Here is a 16342-nt window from a genome sequence, read left to right as displayed (position 1 = left end):
CAGCAATTCGATCAGGTCGAACAGTGCGACCAGCCCCGCCAGCGCCGCCAGCATCGCCACCGTCATCGCGGCGAAGCGCCGCGCGACATAGACCATCAGGGTGCGCGCGAAGGTCACGGCGCGGCCGGCACCGGGGGCGGCGCGGGCCGCGGCCAGCCGGGCGCGCCGGCCAGCCACCACGCAGCGACCACGCCGGGCATCACCGCCTGCAGCCAGATCAGCGGCACCCAGGCATTGTCGCGCGCGGCGAGGTTGCCGGCCGTCAGCCCGAAGGCCAGCAGCCCGACCACAAGCGAGATGCCGACCGCGACGCGCAGCCCCCCGCCATGGCGGCGGAATTCACCGGTCAGCGCCACCGCCAGGCCCACCAGCGCGAAGGACAGCGCGGTGAGTGGGCCCGACAGGCGCTGGTGCGCCTCGGCGTAGTAGCGCCGCACCTCCCTGTCGCGCAGGCCTTCCTCGGGGTCGGGGTTCAGCAGCTCGGCGATCGAGCGTTCGCGCGAATCGCGCGAACGCGATTCCTCGCCGCGCGTCGCGCGCGCGAGATCGAGGCTGTTCTCGCTGAAGGAGAGCGTGTTGAGGCGCAGCGGCGGCGTGCCCGGCGCGGCATTTGCGGGTGCCCGTTCCACCTGCTGGCGCACGCCGTTCAGCAGCGTCACACGCGGGCCTGATGCGGCGACGGTGATGCGCCCCTGCTCGGCCAGGATCGTCACGGGCGCGCCCGAGTCGCGCTGGTCGTGCACCAGGATTCCGCGCAGCGTGCCGTCGGGGTCGCGATAGCGCGCATAGACCGTGAGGTCGTTGCCGACCTGGCTGAACACGCCTTCCTGCAGCAGCACGCCGACCAGCTGATTGCGGATCTCGAACTGCCATTGCCGGAAGGCGGTGTGGCTGATCGGCACCAGCCACAGGTTCAGGAGCATGCACGCGCCCGTCGCGAGCAGCGCCAGCAGCACCGCCGGCCGCGCAAGCCGCCACTGCGACAGCCCCGCCGCGCGCATCACCACCAGCTCGCGGTCGCCCGCCAGGCGCACATAGACGAACAGCACCACCACGAAGGTGGTGATCGGCAGGATCACCGCGAAGAAGGAGGGCAGCATCAGCGACGTGAGCTCGATGAACACGAACATCGACAGCCCGCGGTCGAGCACCAGCTCGATGAAGCGTAGCGATTGCGTGAGCCACACGAGCGCCGCCAGCCCCACCGTCACGGCAATGAGGGCGAGGGCCAGCTGTCGGAAAAGGTAGCGGTCGATCCTGGTCATCGGCGCCGGGACCCTAGAGGTTTGTGGCCGGCGCCGAAAGCCTCGCGGTCCTCACGGCAGCGCGCGCGCCCGGCGCAGCCAGGCCAGGGTTCCCGCCAGCCCTGCCAGGTCCTCGACTAGCCGCGCCCCGCGCAGCGTGAGGGCATGGCCCAGCGCCTTGCCCGCATGGTGCAGCAGCCGCGCGCCGGCATCGCCGGACTCGTGGCGGGCAGCGTAAACTTGGCGCGACAGTGCCATGTGGAAGGCCTTGCGCCACCGGATGCGCAGCGAGGGCGCCGAGGACCGGCCGCCGGCATGAGCGACCCGCGCGTCGGGCACGTAGACCACCGACAGGCCGCGGGCGCGCGCCGCATCGCACAGTGCGTCGTCCTCGTAGAACAGGAACAGCGATTCGTCGAAGCGCAACCCGTCGGCGCGACGCAGCAGCATCGCGGCGCCGGAGGCGAATTCGACACAGGCGGGCCCGTCCGGCCAGGGCTCGGCGTCGCGCCGGCGGGGCAGAAGGCGGCGGCGGCGCTGGTCGGCGTCGTAGGAGCGCACACGCGCGCCATCGGCGTCGATGATGGCGGGGGCGAGGATGCCGGCATCGGGCCAGGCATCGGCGGCGGCGACCAGCGCCTCGATCGCACCGGGCGCGAGGCGCGCGTCGGGGTTGAGCAGCAAAACGAATTCCGTCGTGACGCGATCCATGCCCGCATTGCAGCCGGCGCCGAAGCCGCGGTTCTCGGCATTGCGGACGACCAGCGCCTGCGGGGCGGCCGCGGCGATTCGATCCGCCGTGCCATCGCCGCTCGCATTGTCCACAATCACGAGCGGCAAGCCCGGCGGCAGCGATGCGAGGAAGCCCGCGATGGCGCCGGCGCTGCGATGCGTCACGCTCACCACCGTGACGCGCGCGGCGGGGGCGTTGCTCATGCCCGCGCCGTCAGGGCAGCACCTTGCCGGGGTTCATCAGCCCGGCGGGATCGAGCGCAGCCTTGATGCGGCGCATCGCGTCCAGTTCCGCGCCGCCGCGCCAGGCCTCCATCATGTCGGTCTTGAGCCGGCCGATGCCGTGCTCGGCGCTGAAGGAGCCGTCGAGGTCGCGCACCACCGCGTTCACCGTGTCCATGATGTCGTGGCTGCGCGCGAGGAAAGCATCCGGGTCCATGCCGACCGGCTGCTCGAGGTTCATGTGGATGTTGCCGTCGCCCATGTGGCCGAAGGGGACGGGGCGGATGCCGGGGATCAGTCGCTCGCACGCCGCCGAGGCACGCCGGATGAGCTCCGGCACCTTCGAGACCGGCACCGAGACGTCGTTCTTCACCGACGCACCCTCCTTGCGCTGGGCCTCGGGGTGGTCCTCGCGGATGCGCCAGATCGCCTGGCGGCGCGCCTCGCTGCCGCCGATCACGGCGTCGATCACCTCGCCGGCTTCCATCGCAGCGCCCAGCACCTGCTCGGCCAGGCCCTGCAGGTCGGCATCCGCGCGGGTGGAGGCGAGGTCGACCAGGATATAATGGTCAGCACGGTCAGCGAGCGGCAGCGCGACACCGGGGATGTGCTTCACCGCGAGATCGACGCCCGCGCCCGACATGTATTCGAAGGCGCGGATCGCGGTCTCGTCCGCCTCGCGGAAGCGGCGGAAGACCGCCAGCGCGGCGTCCTCGTCGGCCACCGAGCAGAACAGGACCTCATTGGCGCGCGGGCGGGCGAACAGGCGCAGCGTGGCGGCGGTGATGATGCCGAGCGTGCCCTCGGCACCCACGAACAGATGGCGCAGCGCGTAGCCGGTATTGTCCTTGCGCAGCCGGCGCAGCCCGGACCAGACCTGCCCGTCGGGCAGGACCACTTCCAGGCCCAGCATCAGCTCGCGCGCATTGCCGTAGCGCACCGTGGTGTTGCCGCCGGCATTGGTGGAGAGGATGCCGCCGATCATCGCCGTGCCTTCGCCCCCGAAGGAGAGCGGGAACAGGCAGCCGCATTCCGCCGCCGCATCCTGCGCGTTCTTCACCACCACGCCGGCCTCGGCGGTCATGGTCATGTCGACCGGGTCGATGTCGCGGATGCGGTTGAGCCGCGCGAGGGAGAGCACGACGGAGCGGCCGTTACCCTCGGGCGTGGCGCCGCCGACCATGGATGTGTTGCCGCCCTGCGGCACGATGGCGATGCCCGCTTCGGCGCAGATACGCACGCAGTCCGCCACCTGGTGCGTGCTGGCGGGGCGCAGCACCCCGAGCGCGGCGCCGCGATACAGTCCACGCCAGTCGGACAGCGCGGGGGCGATGTCGGCCGGGTCGGTCAGCAGGCCGGCGGGGCCGAGCAGGGTCGCGAGGGCGGCGGGCAGGTCGGACATGGCGCGGATGTGCCGCGCAAGCCGGCCCGCGGTCAATCTCAGCCGCCGCCCATCCGTGCGAACACCTGCCGGTCGCGGTTCTCCTGCATCAGCATGGTCAGGCTCGGGAACCTGCCGAAGCCGAGGCCCTGGGGCGGGCCGCCCTCGGGGTCGGGCTCGATCTTGCCGTAGGGTTCGGAGGACAGCTTCTCCCATTTCCCGGCGGGCTTCTTCGCCTCGATGGTGACGACCGTCGCCTTGAGCAGCATCCGCACGATCGCCTCCTTGGGCGAGGAGGGCTTGGTCAGCGACGGGTTGCCGCCGATCATGGTCCAGCCATTGGCCAGCGCCCAGGCGGTCAGCGCGTCCTTGTCCATCATGGGCGAGATCCTTCGTTTGCCCCGGCCTTCTGCGCGCGGGGCGGCGGGGGCGCAAGCGTTCAGCGCGTCTCGTCAGGCCCGGGCTTCAGGCCGTAGCGTTCCACCAGCGCCCAGACATGGCGCGGGATCATGTTGCGCATCATGCCCGGCTTCTGGCGGCGCAGATGCAGCACCGTCTCGATCGCCTTCATCTCGACGCGCGCGCGGGCGAATTCCAGCCCGCGCGGACCGATGCGTGGCTGCAGCCAGGCGACGATCGGGCGCGCCCAGTTCGGCATCCGCCGCAACGGCAGCCCGCCCGCGGCGCGTTCTGTGTTCGCCATGAAGCCGCGCACGGCGGCGGTGCGGCGGCCGGCGCTGCCCGGGGTTTCCACGAGCACTTCGTCACCGAGCAGCGACAGCAGCGCCTCGCCCTTCGCATTGCGCACGATCAGCCATTGCGCGCCGGTGCCGCCCATGTAGCCCACGGTGATGTCGGAAAGCACGTTGGTGTAGTCCACGCAGGTGCGGCAGGTGAGCGGGAAGAAATCGCCAGGCAGGTCGGACAGCGGCAGCTTCAGGAAGGGGATCTCGCGCTTGCGGCCATCCGCATGGCGGATCTCGACATGGTAGTCGGCGCGGAATTCCAGATACGTCACGGTCGCCGGGGACGGGTCCACCAGGGCCAGGAAGCGATGGAAGTTTTCCGTCGTCGTGTTGTCCGAGCACGGCGTGCCGATGACGAAGACCTCCTCGAAGCCGAGGCGGTCCTGCAGCGCGCGCAGCGCGTAGACCTGGCAGGGGATGCCGATCACCGCGACACGCCTGTGCCCCGCCGCCGCGGCCGGTTCCAGCAGGGCCAGCAGCGGCGCGTAGCCCATGCGCATGCCGCGACAGGCCGCCAGATCCGCCGCATCCGTCACCAGCACCGGCACCGGCTTCCAGCGGTCCTCGGGGTCCGGCGCCATGGTCAGCACGGCGGTCACCGCGCCGGTCTCCAGCAACCGTTCGGCGATGCGCGTGGTGATGCCGGTCCATTGCGCGCCCTCGGCCGGGTTACGCAGCGCCGCACGCACCATGCGGCGGAAAGGGCCGAAATAGGCCTCGTCCGGCCGCGCCGGGTCGCGCGCGCGGCCATGCACCTTGGCTTCCAGCGCCGCATGGTCGGGCTTGATGAACTGGCACGCCACGCCGCAGGCCTTGTGGTCGGCCATGCGCGAGACGCCGCAATCCGTGCACAGCCCGCGCGGCTCGGCCTCGCGCAGCGGCGGCACCGTGAGCGTCACAGGAAGGCCAACCCGACGATCGCGCCGGCGCCCAGCACCCAGAGCGGCGAGAAATCCGTCCGCCAGACGAAGACCGCCGAGGCCGCCGTGACCAGCGCCGGCAGCCAGCCCGTCGCCGTCCCCTGCGCCAGGATCAGGCCCGAGGCGCCGATCAGCCCGACCGCGATCGGCACCAGCCCGCGCTCCACCACCCGCAGCCAGAACCGCCCGGCGAGGCGCGCGCGCAGCCGCGAGAAGCCGAAGGCCATGAAGGATGTCGGCAGCGTCATCGCGAGCGTGGCCGTCAGCATCCCGGGCACGCCGCCGACATGCCAGCCGAACAGCCCGACCACCAGCACGTTCGGCCCCGGCGCTGCCTGGGCCAGCGCGAATCGGCGCGCGAAATCGGCGTCGCTCATCCAGCCATGCACCTCGACCACCAGGCGGTGCATCTCAGGCAGCACGGCGATGCCGCCGCCCACCGAAACCAGCGAGATCGCCCCGAAGCCCAAAACCAGTTGCCAGAAGATTGTGGCGGTCATTTCGCGCGCAGCACCCGCCAGGCGGCGGCGATGCCGAAGGGGGCGAGGCCCAGCACCACATAGGGCAGCGGCACGCGCAGCAGCCCCGCCGCCACCAGGGCACAGAGTCCGACCGCGAGCAGCGTGGGCGGCGGCTTCAGCTTCTGCGTCATCTTGGCCGCGGTGCCGAGCACCATCCCTGCCGCCGCCGCCGCGACACCCGCAAGCACCGCCTTGACCACCGGCACCTCGCCATAGGCGTCGTAGAACATCGCAAGGCCCGCGAGCAGGACCAGCGGCCCGCCGAACATCGCCCCCGGCGCGGCGATGGCGCCGGCGGTGCCATGGAAGCGGTCCCCCACCATGATCGCGGCATTGAGCGCGTTCGGCCCCGGCAGCACCTGCCCCAGGCCAAGCGTCTCGGCGTATTCCTGGTCAGTCAGCCAGCGCTTCTCCTCGACCAGCACGCGGCGCGCCCATGCATTGATGCCCCCGAAGCCGATCAGCCCGATCTTGCCATAGGTGAGGAACAGGTCGGCCAGCGTGGGCACGGGGCGCGGCGGGGCATCGGTCATGCCCGCACACGTGAGACCGGGCGCGGGCGCGGATCAATCCCCCGCATGCACCGGCGGCCATGCGGCACGCGCATCGCCCCGCCGGGCAGCTGCGGTGGTCCCGCAACGCCGCGGCCGCCCCGGTGCCGCACCCGCGGTCGCACGCAACCGCCACGCGGTTCGTCGGATTCGGTATAAGCTGTTCCAGAATTTGCGTTTTCCCGAGCCGGAACCCTGACCGGACGATTCCATCCGGCCGGATATTGCCCTAGGCTCCCGCTCGTGAAGTTCGCTGCACCTCGCAGCGGACGGCGCGGACAGGTAGGCCCCTGGGAACAAGGGCCAGTGTCCCGAGCCCGAGGTCGCCGCACTGGCGGCGGCGTGCGGAATCGGGACACTGGACGCTGCCGTGAACGCCGGGCATGCCGGCCTGGAGAGAAGACCGCCAGAATGACCCATCGCCGCATGCTGATCGGCGCGCTCGCCGCATCCCCTGCCCTGCTGGCCCTGCCCGCCGCCGCGCAGGAGGCGCCCTTCCCGAACCGTCCGGTGCGGATCCTGCTCGCCTTCGCGCCGGGCGGCGGGACCGACCTGATAGCGCGCACGCTGGGATCGGCCATGCAGGGCGTGCTGGGCCAGCCGGTGGTGGTGGAGAACCGGCCCGGCGCGGGCGGCAACATCGCGACCGAGGCCGCAGCCACCGCGCGCCCCGACGGCTACACCGTCCTGATGGGCAACCACGGGCCCATGAGCGTGAACGTCTCGCTGTTCCGCAACATGCGCATCGACCCCGAACGTGCGCTGGAACCGATCGGCCTGGTCGCCGACGCACCGCTCGTGGTCGTGGTGGGCCCGCGGTCCCGCGCGCAGACCATGTCCGAGCTGCTGGCCGAGATCCGTGCCGCCAACGGCAACATCACCTATGGCAGCGCCTCCAACGGGTCGGCCAGCCACCTCGCGGCCGCGCTGATGCTGCAGATGGCGGGGCTCCAGGCCGAACACGTGCCCTTCCGCGGCGCCGCCCCGGCCCTCACCGACGTGGTCGCGGGCCACCTGCATTTCATGGTGACGACGCTGCCCTCGGTAATCGGGCTGATCAATGGCGGCCAGGTCCGCCCCATCGCCGTGACGGGCGAGGCGCGCATGGCCGTGCTGCCCAACGTGCCGCCGGTTGCGGAAACCATCCCCGGCTACAAGGCGACCGCTTGGTACGGGCTGCTGGTGCCGCGCGGCACGCCCGCACCGGTCCGGGAGCGCCTGTTCGCGGCCATGCGCCAGGCGCTGTCCGACCCCGAGGTGATCCGCCGCCTGCGCGACGAGGGCGCGGAGCCATCGACGATGGATGGCGAGGCCTTCGCGCGCCTGATCCGCTGGGAGCGCGAGCGCTGGGCGACCGTGATTCGGCAGGCGAACATCACGGTGGACTGAGCGGCGCTCGCGCAACAGCCGTCTGCAGGTCGTCGGTCTGGCTGACCGCCATTTGCACCGCGCGGCGGGTCGCCGGGTTGTTGAAGGGTGCGCGCAGGTGGTTGAAGCGCGGCACCGGGATGGAGCCGACCGGGTCGATCTGCTCGATCCGCATGTCGCGCGCGCTGCAGCAAGGGCGGCAGGTCGAAGGCGGGCTGCTCCTACCAGTCCGCTTCGCCGGTCTGCAGCGCGGCGGGAAGGTCGGGCTGCCATGGGCGGGAAGCCTCCCTTTTTTGGTGTTGCCCGGGAGTTACATGCGGCGGCCTTGGCGAGGGGACAAGGCGGCCGGCGGCCCCGCCCCTTGACCGCGGCCGGCATGAGCGCCTAGGCCCCGCCGCGCTTCCATGATAAGCGCCGGGCTCCGCGGGGGGCCGGGGCGCGAGTCCGGCCCGGCCGGGCGGAGCGCAGACGGCATTCAGGCACGGGCCAGGCCCGGCAGAACGGAGAGAGTAAACGCGATGAGCGACACCGCCGAGAAGGTGAAGAAGATCGTCGTCGAGCACCTCGGCGTCGAGGAGGCGAAGGTGACCCCGGAGGCCTCCTTCATCGACGACCTGGGCGCCGACAGCCTCGACACGGTCGAGCTGGTCATGGCCTTCGAGGAGGCCTTCGGCGTCGAGATCCCGGACGATGCGGCGGAGAAAATCACCACCGTGAAGGACGCGATCGACTACATCGAGAAGCAGAAGGGCGAGTAACGCCTGGGACTGGTTGGGGGGTAGCGCGCGTGTTCCAGAACGGGTTCCAGCCGCGACGCGTGGTCGTGACCGGCATGGGCATCGCCTGCCCGCTCGGCCTCGGGGTCGAGCATGTGTGGAAACGGATGCTGGCCGGGGATTCCGGCATCGCCAGCATCCAGTCCTTCGACACCTCGGCCCTGCCTGCGCGCATCGCGGGGCAGATTCCCGCCGGAGTGCGGGCGGATGGCGGTCTCGACATCAACGAATGGATCCCGATCAAGGACCAGAAGAAGATGGACCGCTTCATCCAGCTGGCGCTCGTCGCCGCAGGAGAAGCGGTCGAGGATTCCGGCTGGGCCCCGCAGGACGAGGAATCGCGCTGCCGCACCGGCGTGATGATCGGCTCGGGGATCGGCGGGCTCGAGACCATCCACGAGGCCGCACAGCTCGCGGTCTCGGGCAAGTCGAAGCGCATCTCGCCCTTCTTCATCCCCTCGGCGCTGATCAACCTCGCCTCCGGCCAGGTCTCGATCAAGTACGGCTTCAAGGGGCCGAACCATTCCGTGGTGACCGCCTGCGCCACCGGCGTGCATGCGCTGGGCGACGCGGCGCGCCTGATTGCGCTGGGCGATGCCGAGGTGATGGTGGCGGGCGGCGCCGAGGCCGCGGTGTGCGAACTGGGCGTGGCCGGCTTCTGCGCCGCGCGCGCACTGTCCACCGGGTACAACGATACGCCGACCGCGGCCTCGCGCCCCTGGGACGAGGGCCGCGACGGTTTCGTCATGGGCGAAGGCGCGGGCGTGCTGGTGCTCGAAGAACTGGAGCACGCCAAGGCGCGCGGCGCGAAGATCTACGCCGAGGTGATCGGCTACGGCATGTCGGGCGATGCCTACCACATCACCGCCCCAGCCGAGGGCCATGAGGGCGCGTTCCGCGCCATGAAGGCGGCGCTGGCCAGCGCGAAGGTCACGCCGGCCGAGGTGCAGTACGTGAACGCGCACGGCACCTCGACGCCGCTCGGCGACGACCTCGAGCTGGAAGCGGTCGAGCGCCTGTGGGGCGATGCCGCGAAGGGCTTGGCGATGTCCTCCACCAAATCGGCGGTCGGGCACCTGCTCGGCGCGGCCGGCGCGGTCGAGGGAATCTTCTCGATCCTCGCGATCCGCGACAAGGTGGCGCCGCCGACGCTCAACCTCGAGAAGCCATCGCGCGAAAGCGCCATCGACCGCGTGGCGCTGCAGGCGCAGCCGCGCAGGATCGAGGTCGCGCTGTCGAATTCCTTCGGCTTCGGCGGCACCAATGCGAGCATCGTGTTCCGGGCTGCGCCGTAGTTTTCCTGCGCTCCCCAGACGGCGGGCGGGCCGCTTCCGCGGCCCTTGGCTTCGCACCCCGCGCTGGCGTGCACGGCGCGGCTGACGGTCCGGCCCCGGTCGCTCTTCGCGGTCCCGGATTGCGGCAGGGCAGCCATCCGGTCTGGCGTGCCTGTGCGACCGTGAGTGGCCAGCCCTCGCGTCACGCGCCATCGCTGCGGCTGCACTGATGCTCCCGGCGCTGTCGCCCCCATCTCCCGCGGTCCAGGGGGCAGCAGCCCCCTGGCGGGGAGGTCCGGAGGGGCAGCGCCCCTGCGCTGCGCCGTCATGAAGCGCGCTCTCGCCCTCGTCCTCGTGCTGGCCCTGCTTGCCGCCGGCGCCGGCTTCGCCTGGCGCGCCTACACCGCTCCCGGCCCGCTCGCCGAGCCCGTGCAGGTGGTGATCCCGCGCGGCGGCACCGAGCGCATCGCCGGCGCGCTGATCGAACGCAGCGTGATCCGCGATGCCCGCGCCTTCGCCCTGGCTGCCTGGCTGACCCGTGGCGAGGGCCCGCTGCGCGCCGCCGAATTCGCCTTCCCCGCCGGCGTTTCGCTCGACGAGGTGCTGCGCATCCTGCGGGAGGCGCGCCCGGTGCAGCGCCGCCTCACCGTCGCCGAGGGCTTCACCGCCCATCAAATCCGCGCGCTGCTCGACCGCGCCGAGGGCCTGACCGGAGAGATCCCCGCCTTCGCCGAGGGCGACATCCTCCCCGAGACCTACGCCTACGAATGGGGCGAGACGCGCGCCGCCATCCTGCGCCGCGCCGATGCCGCCATGGACCGCGCCCTGGCCGAGGCCTGGGCGGCGCGCGCGCCCGACCTGCCGCTCGCCTCGCCGCGCGAGGCGCTGGTGCTCGCCTCCATCGTCGAGCGCGAGACCGGGCGGCCGGAGGAACGCGCGCGGGTGGCCGGCGTGTTCATCAACCGGCTGCGGCGCGGCATGCCGCTGCAATCCGACCCGACGGTGGCCTATGCCGCGACCGGCGGCGTGCCGATGGACCGGCCGATCAGCCGCGCCGACCTCGACCGCGAGCACCCCTTCAACACCTATCGCAACCGCGGCCTGCCGCCCGGGCCGATCGCGAGCCCCGGGCGCGCCGCTCTGCTCGCGACGACGCGGCCCGAGCCGACGGAGTTCCTGTACTTCGTCGCCGACGGCACGGGCGGGCACGCCTTCGCGCGCACGCTCGAGGAGCACAACCGCAATGTCGCGCGCTGGCGCGAGGTCGAACGCCAGCGCGGCGCGCGCTGACCCAGGGACACGGCCGTTCGCGCATGCGGGCACCGGCCAGCTCCCTTGCCGTCAGCGTCAGTATCCTCGATGGGTGGCCACCTTCGCGGCGTGGGCCGGCGTGGGCCGCCAGACTGCGCCGTCACGCACAGTCTCGAACGGCCTCTCAGCGCGCCGGCGCCTCGCGCGCCGGCAGCAGGCTGTCGGTGCGGCCCATCAGCCGATACGCCACCAGGCCGATCCATTCGCGGAAGGCCCATTCGAACTGGCCGAGCCGTTCGGGGAAAGGCGCGTCGTACCAGGCCTGCCAGGAATTGCCGGTGCGGAAATTCACCGGCCAGGGCACGATCCCGGTCCAGCCCGCGGCGCGGAACACGGCGACCGACCGCGGCATGTGCGCCGCCGAGGTCACGAGCAGCCACACCTCGCCCGGCCGCGGGTGCACCATGCGGTAGGTGAAGACGGCGTTCTCGTGCGTGTTGCGCGAGGCATCCTCGTAGATCACGCGCTCGGGCGGGACGCCCATGGCGGTCCAGAGCTGGCGCGCGACATCGGCCTCGGTGGTCGCGCCATGCACGAAGGACCCCTGGCCGCCGGTGAAGACCAGGCGCGCCTCGGGGTAGCGCCGCGCCAGGATGACGCCCTCGGTCATGCGTTCCGCCGCGCCGTTGAGCGAGGGGATGCCGCGCGCCTCGGTAATGTTCTGCTCGACCGCGCCGCCCAGCACGATGATGCCATCGACATGCGCCGGCGCCTCGGCCGGGCGCGGGAAGCGGTTCTCCAGCGGCAGCATCATCCACTGGTTCACCGGCGTTGCGACCAGCATCAGGAAGAAGCCGAGCGAGGCCAGGATCAGCCAGCGCCCCGCCCGCCGCCCGCGCCAGACCATGAACAGGCCGAGGAATCCGACGATCAGCGCGAAATGCCCGGGCCTGGCCGGGAACCACAGGATCTTCGACAGCGCGAAGAGGATGTCGTTCACGGAACCGCCTGTTCGGCGAGCTGCGCCTCCATCAGGCCGCGCCCATAGGCGAGCAGCTCGTAGTCCGGCGCCAGGATCTCGATCAGCGCCGCCCGGCACGCGGGGCTCAGGCCGAGCACCTCGTCCGGCATATCGGCGGTGGTGTTCAGCCGGGGCATGGGCGGCGGGTCGCCGCGGTCGAAGCGGTGGAACAGCGCGCGGGCGAAATCGTCCAGCCGGTCCGCGGTGCCGACCAGCATGCCGTCAAGGAGCCGCTTCGCCAGGCGCAGCATGCGCGCCATGGGCTGCTGCTGCGGCTTCATGCCGCGCTCGCGCGCCAGGTTGTAGACCTGCGAATGGCGGTCATAGGCGCCATAGGAGGAGAAGGCGAACTCCGAGAAGCTCACCCCCGCGGCGAAGGCCATGGCCGGACCGACCCTGTCGCCCTGCGCCACCCGCTCATGCGCGAAGCGCCAGGCGCTGACCAGCCGGTCGAAGGGGTCGCGCAGCACCGTCACTGACGCGTAGTCGTGAAAGCAGGGCCGGTTCATCTGGTGCGGGAAGAAGTGCCCGGCGATCAGCGTCAGGTCTTCGACCTCCTCGTCCGGCATGGCATCGACCTCGCTGGCCACGCCGACGATCTTCACGCGCCCCCAGCCCTTGGCGAGCACGGTCGTGAGGGAGGTTCCAGCCGTCTTGGGCACGTGGACGAAGGCGATCTTGGTACGGCTGCCGGCAGGGAAATCCATCACGGTCCTCGGTGTGGGGTAGGATGCGACCGCATCGCTCTCGGTCAGAACGGCGCGTGCCGCGCCGCGAGGATGTTCTGCAGCCCGGCCGTCTGGGCGGCGAGCTCGGCCCAGGCCACCGGCGCGATGCCGCCCTCGTTGTCGATCGTCCAGGCCGAGAGGCCGAGGCCCTCGAGCAGCGCGACCACCTCGGGCGCGGCCACGCCCGATCCCTGCATCATCTGCGGCCCGAACTCCATCATGATGCGCACATCGGGCGAACGCGCCAGGAGCTGGCGCATGCCGCGCAGCGCCGGGCCTTCATGGCCCTCCACGTCCATCTTCACGACATCGAGGCGCATGGCCGGGTCGGGAAACATCGTGTCGAGCGGCACCAGGCGGCAATCCACCACATGCTTCGAGGTGCCGGTGGCGTCGCTCTGCTCCGCGGTGCCCGAGAGCGAGCCGCCGCCGGAATAGGAATCGGTGAAGAACAGCCGCGCGACGCCGCTGCGGTCAGAGGCCGCGACGCGGTGCACCTGCCCCCATCCGCCGAAGCCGTTGATGCGCAGCGACAGGTCGACCAGCTGCGCGAGCCGCGGGTTGGGCTCGAAGGCATGCACACGCCCGGTCGGGCCGACCAGCCGCGCGGCCATCAGCGCATAGACGCCGTGATTGGCGCCGAGGTCGAACACCGTCTCGCCCGGCCGCACCAGGCGGGCGAACAGGGCGGTGTAGGGCGGCTCCCAGCGTCCCAGCGTCAGCAGGTGCACGCCGATGTCGAGGCTTTTCGTGTCGACCAGGATGCGCGTACCGTCCTGGAGGAAGGTCACCGCCGTGTTGTCGCCAAGATAGACCGACTGGCTGTCGGCGACGAGGTTCGAGCGCACGGCGAAGTAGCCGATCGCCTCCTCGAGCCGATGCGCGAGCCGCTCGATCCGGTCTTCGATGGCCGCGAGGCGCTCGATCCGATCTTCGATGGCCGCGAGCCGCTCGATCCTGTCTTCGATGGTCGCGAGGCGCTGCGCGATGCTGGGTGGAGCGTTCTGCTCGATATTCATGGTCCGGACGGCTCTCCTATCGCCCCCCTGGGCGAGATTCAACCCTCGGTCGTATAGACCACGCATCTTAGGATGTCGGCGCCGAAGGTCACTCCTCGGCGTAGGGGTTCTTCGTCCCGCGCATCTGAAGCCGGATCGGCACCCCGGGCATGTCGAAGGTCTCGCGGAAGGCGTTCACCAGGTAGCGGCGGTAATCCTCCGGCAACTCCTCGGCGCGCGTGCCGAAGATCGCGATGGTGGGCGGGCGCGCCTTGGGCATGGTGGCGTAGCGCAGCTTCACGCGCCGCCCATCGACGGCCGGCGGCGGATGGCGCGACAGCGCGCCCTCCAGCCAGCGGTTCAACTCGCCGGTGCCGATGCGCCGGTTCCACAGCGCATAGGCGGCGCGCACCGCGGGCATCAGCTTGTCCACCCCGCGCCCGGTCTGCGCCGAGAGCGGCACCACCGCGATGCCGCGCAGCTGCGCGAGCGAGGCGGTGAGCACGTCGTCCAGCGCGCGCCGCACCGCTGCGCGGTCTTCGACCGCATCCCACTTGTTGAAGGCGATTACGATGCCGCGGCCCTCGCGTTCCGCCAGGCGCGCGATGCGCAGGTCCTGCTCGTCCATCCCCAGCAGCGCGTCCACCACCAGGATCACCACCTCGGCTTCCTTGAGCGCGCCAAGGGTGGCAGCGACCGACATCTGCTCGAGCCTCTCCTGGATGCGCGCCTTCTTGCGCATCCCCGCCGTGTCCACGAGGCGCACGCGCCCGCCGGTGGCGTCGCGCCATTCATGGGCGACCGCATCGCGCGTGAGGCCCGGCTCGGGCCCGGTGATCATGCGTTCCTCGCCCATCAGGGCGTTCAGCAGGGTGGACTTGCCGGCATTGGGGCGGCCGACGATGGCGATGCGCAGCGGGCGGTCCGGATCGGGCTCGGCGTCCTCCTCCTCCGCCTCCTCGGGCCCGGCCCCGAGCGCCTCGGCCACCGCCTCGTGCAGCGCGCCCAGGCCCTCATTGTGCTCGGCGCTGACCGCGACGGGGTCGCCGAGGCCCAGCTCGAAGGCCTCCATCGCCGCGGCAATGCCGCCGCGCCCCTCGGCCTTGTTCGCCACCACCAGCACGGGCAGCGCGGCGCGGCGCAGCCAGGCGGCGAAGGCGCGGTCCGCCGGCGTCAGGCCGGCGCGCGCATCGACCACGAACAGCACCAGGTCGGCGGCGCGCAGCGCGGCCTCCGAGCTCGCGCGCATGCGCCCGGCCACGGTATCGGGCGGCGCTTCCTCGAGTCCCGCGGTATCGACCAGCGTCACGTCCCGCCCGCCGATCCGCGCCTCGGCCTGCTTGCGGTCGCGCGTGACACCCGGCGTGTCGTCCACGATGGCGATGCGCCGCTGCGCCAGCCGGTTGAACAGCGTGGACTTGCCGACATTGGGCCGGCCGAGGATGACGATGGTGGGCGTCATGGCGCGGCGCGGTCAGCCCGCGCCGGCGAAGGCGACCAGCGTCGCGTCGTCGGTCGCCGCCAGCAGCAGGTTGCCCGCCACGATCGGCTGCAGCGAGAGCGCGCCGGGCAGCGCGGTCCGCCCCGCCACCACGCCGGTCGTCGGGTCCAGCGCCACGAGCTCCTCGCCGCTGGTGCCCACCAGCAGCCGCCCACCGGCCAGCACGGGCGCGGACAGGCCGATCCGCTCCTGCGGCCGGTTGCCGCGCGCGGGCGGGCGCAGCGAGGTCGCCCAGCGCACCTGGCCGCTGTCGCGCCCCAGTGCCGCCACCTGGCCCACATCATTCGTCAGGAACACCCAGTCGCCGGCGACCCAGGGGGCCTCGGTGCCGCCGGTCTCCTGTTCCCACAGGCGCCGGCCGGAGCGCAGGTCCGCGCAGATGGTCAGCCCGCCGACGCCGATCGCGATCACGCGCCCGCCCGAGATGGCCGGGCTCGCGCGCACGCCGGCGATGTCGGACAGCGCGCCCGTGCCCGCCGCCGCCAGGCTCTCGCTCCAGAGCACGCGCCCGTCGGTCGCGCGCAGGGCGAACAATTCGCCGGAGGGGAAGCCGCAGACCACCGCCTCGCCCTCGACCGCCGGGGCGGGCAGGCCGAAGGGGATGGTGACCGTGGCGGTGGCGCGGTGCGTCCAGATGCGCCGCCCGTCCTCGGCGGACAGGCAGACCAGCTGGCTCGCCACGGTGGGGACGAAGACGCGGCCCTCGGCGATGGTGGGCGCGCCCCGCGCCGGGGCGGGCAGGTCGACCCGCCAGCGGACTGCGCCATCGGCGGCGTTCAGCGCCAGCAGTTCCGACAGGCCGGTGGCGACGAACAGCGTATCCCCCGCGAGGGCAAGGCCCGGGCCGATCGACCCCGCGCTCTCGTTCTCGCGGCTGACGTCGCGCCGCCAGCGCCGGCTGCCCGAGGCGAGGTCGAAGGCCGAGACGTCGCTCGACGAATCCCCGGCGAAGACCAGGCCCGCGCCCGCCACCGGGCCGGCCGCGAGCCGGCGCCGATAGGCGGTGCCGCTGCCGAAGCCACTGCTCCAGGCACGCGCCAGGGTGCCGCCCAGCGCCGGATGCCCGCCGCCATGCGCGGCATCCCCGCCCTGCTGCGGCCAGTCGGCG

17 protein-coding genes are annotated in these 16342 nt (G+C 72.0%); 4 read left to right on the top strand and 13 right to left on the bottom strand.

What is annotated here, in order from left to right; translation table 11 throughout:
• Positions 1–113 precede the first annotated feature (113 nt).
• Genes lptF through HW578_RS12350 form a run of 7 tightly spaced genes read right to left on the bottom strand, consistent with a single transcriptional unit; the run spans position 114 to position 6299 of the window.
• Positions 114–1265, bottom strand: a complete 1152-nt coding sequence (gene lptF, locus HW578_RS12380) for an LPS export ABC transporter permease LptF (RefSeq protein WP_198370861.1) — start codon at positions 1263–1265, stop codon at positions 114–116.
• Positions 1266–1316: 51 nt separating this feature from the next.
• Positions 1317–2180 carry a glycosyltransferase family 2 protein gene (locus tag HW578_RS12375; RefSeq protein WP_198370860.1) on the bottom strand — a complete coding sequence of 288 codons (864 nt, stop codon included), beginning with the start codon at positions 2178–2180 and terminating at the stop codon, positions 1317–1319.
• Positions 2181–2190: 10 nt separating this feature from the next.
• Positions 2191–3600 (bottom strand): FAD-binding oxidoreductase, encoded by a 1410-nt coding sequence (locus HW578_RS12370; protein ID WP_198370859.1) that lies wholly within the window; start codon positions 3598–3600, stop codon positions 2191–2193.
• A 38-nt stretch (positions 3601–3638) separates the two neighbouring features.
• The gene (locus tag HW578_RS12365; RefSeq protein ID WP_232478909.1) at positions 3639–3959 is read right to left on the bottom strand and encodes a hypothetical protein; all 321 of its coding nucleotides are present in this window, start codon (positions 3957–3959) and stop codon (positions 3639–3641) included.
• Between the two features lie 59 nt (positions 3960–4018).
• Complete coding sequence (locus HW578_RS12360) at positions 4019–5224, bottom strand: Coenzyme F420 hydrogenase/dehydrogenase, beta subunit C-terminal domain (RefSeq protein ID WP_369407884.1); 1206 nt, start codon at positions 5222–5224, stop codon at positions 4019–4021.
• Positions 5221–5745 (bottom strand): chromate transporter, encoded by a 525-nt coding sequence (locus tag HW578_RS12355; protein WP_198370858.1) that lies wholly within the window; start codon positions 5743–5745, stop codon positions 5221–5223. Before HW578_RS12355 ends, HW578_RS12360 begins: the two co-directional genes overlap by 4 nt.
• On the bottom strand, positions 5742–6299 hold the full coding sequence (locus tag HW578_RS12350; RefSeq protein WP_198370857.1) for a chromate transporter: 558 nt from the start codon (positions 6297–6299) through the stop codon (positions 5742–5744). The genes HW578_RS12355 and HW578_RS12350 overlap by 4 nt, the downstream gene beginning before the upstream one ends.
• 429 nt (positions 6300–6728) lie before the next feature.
• On the opposite strand from HW578_RS12350, the gene HW578_RS12345 reads away from it, so the two are divergent.
• Positions 6729–7706: a Bug family tripartite tricarboxylate transporter substrate binding protein gene (locus HW578_RS12345; RefSeq protein ID WP_198370856.1), complete on the top strand. Its 978-nt coding sequence runs from the start codon at positions 6729–6731 to the stop codon at positions 7704–7706.
• Here the strand turns inward: HW578_RS12345 and HW578_RS12340 are convergent.
• Positions 7693–7860, bottom strand: a complete 168-nt coding sequence (locus HW578_RS12340) for a hypothetical protein (RefSeq protein ID WP_198370855.1) — start codon at positions 7858–7860, stop codon at positions 7693–7695. The two genes, HW578_RS12345 and HW578_RS12340, sit on opposite strands and share 14 nt — an antisense overlap.
• A gap of 343 nt (positions 7861–8203) precedes the next feature.
• On the opposite strand from HW578_RS12340, the gene HW578_RS12335 reads away from it, so the two are divergent.
• The 3 genes from HW578_RS12335 (at position 8204) to mltG (ending at position 11025) form a co-directional block, all read left to right on the top strand.
• Positions 8204–8443: an acyl carrier protein gene (locus HW578_RS12335; protein WP_168040410.1), complete on the top strand. Its 240-nt coding sequence runs from the start codon at positions 8204–8206 to the stop codon at positions 8441–8443.
• A 29-nt stretch (positions 8444–8472) separates the two neighbouring features.
• Positions 8473–9756 (top strand): beta-ketoacyl-ACP synthase II, encoded by a 1284-nt coding sequence (gene fabF / locus HW578_RS12330; protein WP_369407883.1) that lies wholly within the window; start codon positions 8473–8475, stop codon positions 9754–9756.
• A gap of 306 nt (positions 9757–10062) precedes the next feature.
• Positions 10063–11025 carry an endolytic transglycosylase MltG gene (gene mltG / locus HW578_RS12325; RefSeq protein WP_198370854.1) on the top strand — a complete coding sequence of 321 codons (963 nt, stop codon included), beginning with the start codon at positions 10063–10065 and terminating at the stop codon, positions 11023–11025.
• A 145-nt stretch (positions 11026–11170) separates the two neighbouring features.
• On the opposite strand, the gene HW578_RS12320 is transcribed toward mltG, so the two are convergent.
• The 5 genes from HW578_RS12320 to HW578_RS12300 form a co-directional block, all read right to left on the bottom strand.
• Positions 11171–11986: a YdcF family protein gene (locus tag HW578_RS12320; RefSeq protein WP_198370853.1), complete on the bottom strand. Its 816-nt coding sequence runs from the start codon at positions 11984–11986 to the stop codon at positions 11171–11173.
• Positions 11983–12714, bottom strand: coding sequence for a sulfotransferase family 2 domain-containing protein (locus HW578_RS12315; protein ID WP_198370852.1), 732 nt, complete (start codon positions 12712–12714; stop codon positions 11983–11985). The genes HW578_RS12320 and HW578_RS12315 overlap by 4 nt, the downstream gene beginning before the upstream one ends.
• Positions 12715–12758: 44 nt before the next feature.
• Complete coding sequence (locus tag HW578_RS12310) at positions 12759–13754, bottom strand: FkbM family methyltransferase (RefSeq protein WP_198370851.1); 996 nt, start codon at positions 13752–13754, stop codon at positions 12759–12761.
• Positions 13755–13842: 88 nt separating this feature from the next.
• Positions 13843–15195: a ribosome biogenesis GTPase Der gene (gene der / locus HW578_RS12305; RefSeq protein ID WP_198370850.1), complete on the bottom strand. Its 1353-nt coding sequence runs from the start codon at positions 15193–15195 to the stop codon at positions 13843–13845.
• A 12-nt stretch (positions 15196–15207) separates the two neighbouring features.
• A partial coding sequence (locus HW578_RS12300) for an outer membrane protein assembly factor BamB family protein (protein WP_198370849.1) occupies positions 15208–16342 on the bottom strand: 1135 nt, incomplete at its 5' end.

The sequence above is a fragment of the Roseomonas rosulenta genome (genome assembly GCF_016106005.1).
Lineage (GTDB): Bacteria > Pseudomonadota > Alphaproteobacteria > Acetobacterales > Acetobacteraceae > Neoroseomonas > Neoroseomonas rosulenta.
This window is presented reverse-complemented; position numbering and strand designations above follow the sequence as displayed.

What these genes read in the sequence shown, in the direction of transcription:
- lptF (WP_198370861.1), bottom strand. Translation starts at nt 1,265, where the DNA reads ATGACCAGGATCGACCGCTACCTTTTCCGACAGCTGGCCCTCGCCCTC.
- HW578_RS12375 (WP_198370860.1), bottom strand. Translation starts at nt 2,180, where the DNA reads ATGAGCAACGCCCCCGCCGCGCGCGTCACGGTGGTGAGCGTGACGCAT.
- HW578_RS12370 (WP_198370859.1), bottom strand. Translation starts at nt 3,600, where the DNA reads ATGTCCGACCTGCCCGCCGCCCTCGCGACCCTGCTCGGCCCCGCCGGC.
- HW578_RS12365 (WP_232478909.1), bottom strand. Translation starts at nt 3,959, where the DNA reads ATGATGGACAAGGACGCGCTGACCGCCTGGGCGCTGGCCAATGGCTGG.
- HW578_RS12355 (WP_198370858.1), bottom strand. Translation starts at nt 5,745, where the DNA reads ATGACCGCCACAATCTTCTGGCAACTGGTTTTGGGCTTCGGGGCGATC.
- HW578_RS12350 (WP_198370857.1), bottom strand. Translation starts at nt 6,299, where the DNA reads ATGACCGATGCCCCGCCGCGCCCCGTGCCCACGCTGGCCGACCTGTTC.
- HW578_RS12345 (WP_198370856.1), top strand. Translation starts at nt 6,729, where the DNA reads ATGACCCATCGCCGCATGCTGATCGGCGCGCTCGCCGCATCCCCTGCC.
- HW578_RS12340 (WP_198370855.1), bottom strand. Translation starts at nt 7,860, where the DNA reads ATGCGGATCGAGCAGATCGACCCGGTCGGCTCCATCCCGGTGCCGCGC.
- HW578_RS12335 (WP_168040410.1), top strand. Translation starts at nt 8,204, where the DNA reads ATGAGCGACACCGCCGAGAAGGTGAAGAAGATCGTCGTCGAGCACCTC.
- mltG (WP_198370854.1), top strand. Translation starts at nt 10,063, where the DNA reads ATGAAGCGCGCTCTCGCCCTCGTCCTCGTGCTGGCCCTGCTTGCCGCC.
- HW578_RS12315 (WP_198370852.1), bottom strand. Translation starts at nt 12,714, where the DNA reads ATGGATTTCCCTGCCGGCAGCCGTACCAAGATCGCCTTCGTCCACGTG.
- HW578_RS12310 (WP_198370851.1), bottom strand. Translation starts at nt 13,754, where the DNA reads ATGAATATCGAGCAGAACGCTCCACCCAGCATCGCGCAGCGCCTCGCG.
- der (WP_198370850.1), bottom strand. Translation starts at nt 15,195, where the DNA reads ATGACGCCCACCATCGTCATCCTCGGCCGGCCCAATGTCGGCAAGTCC.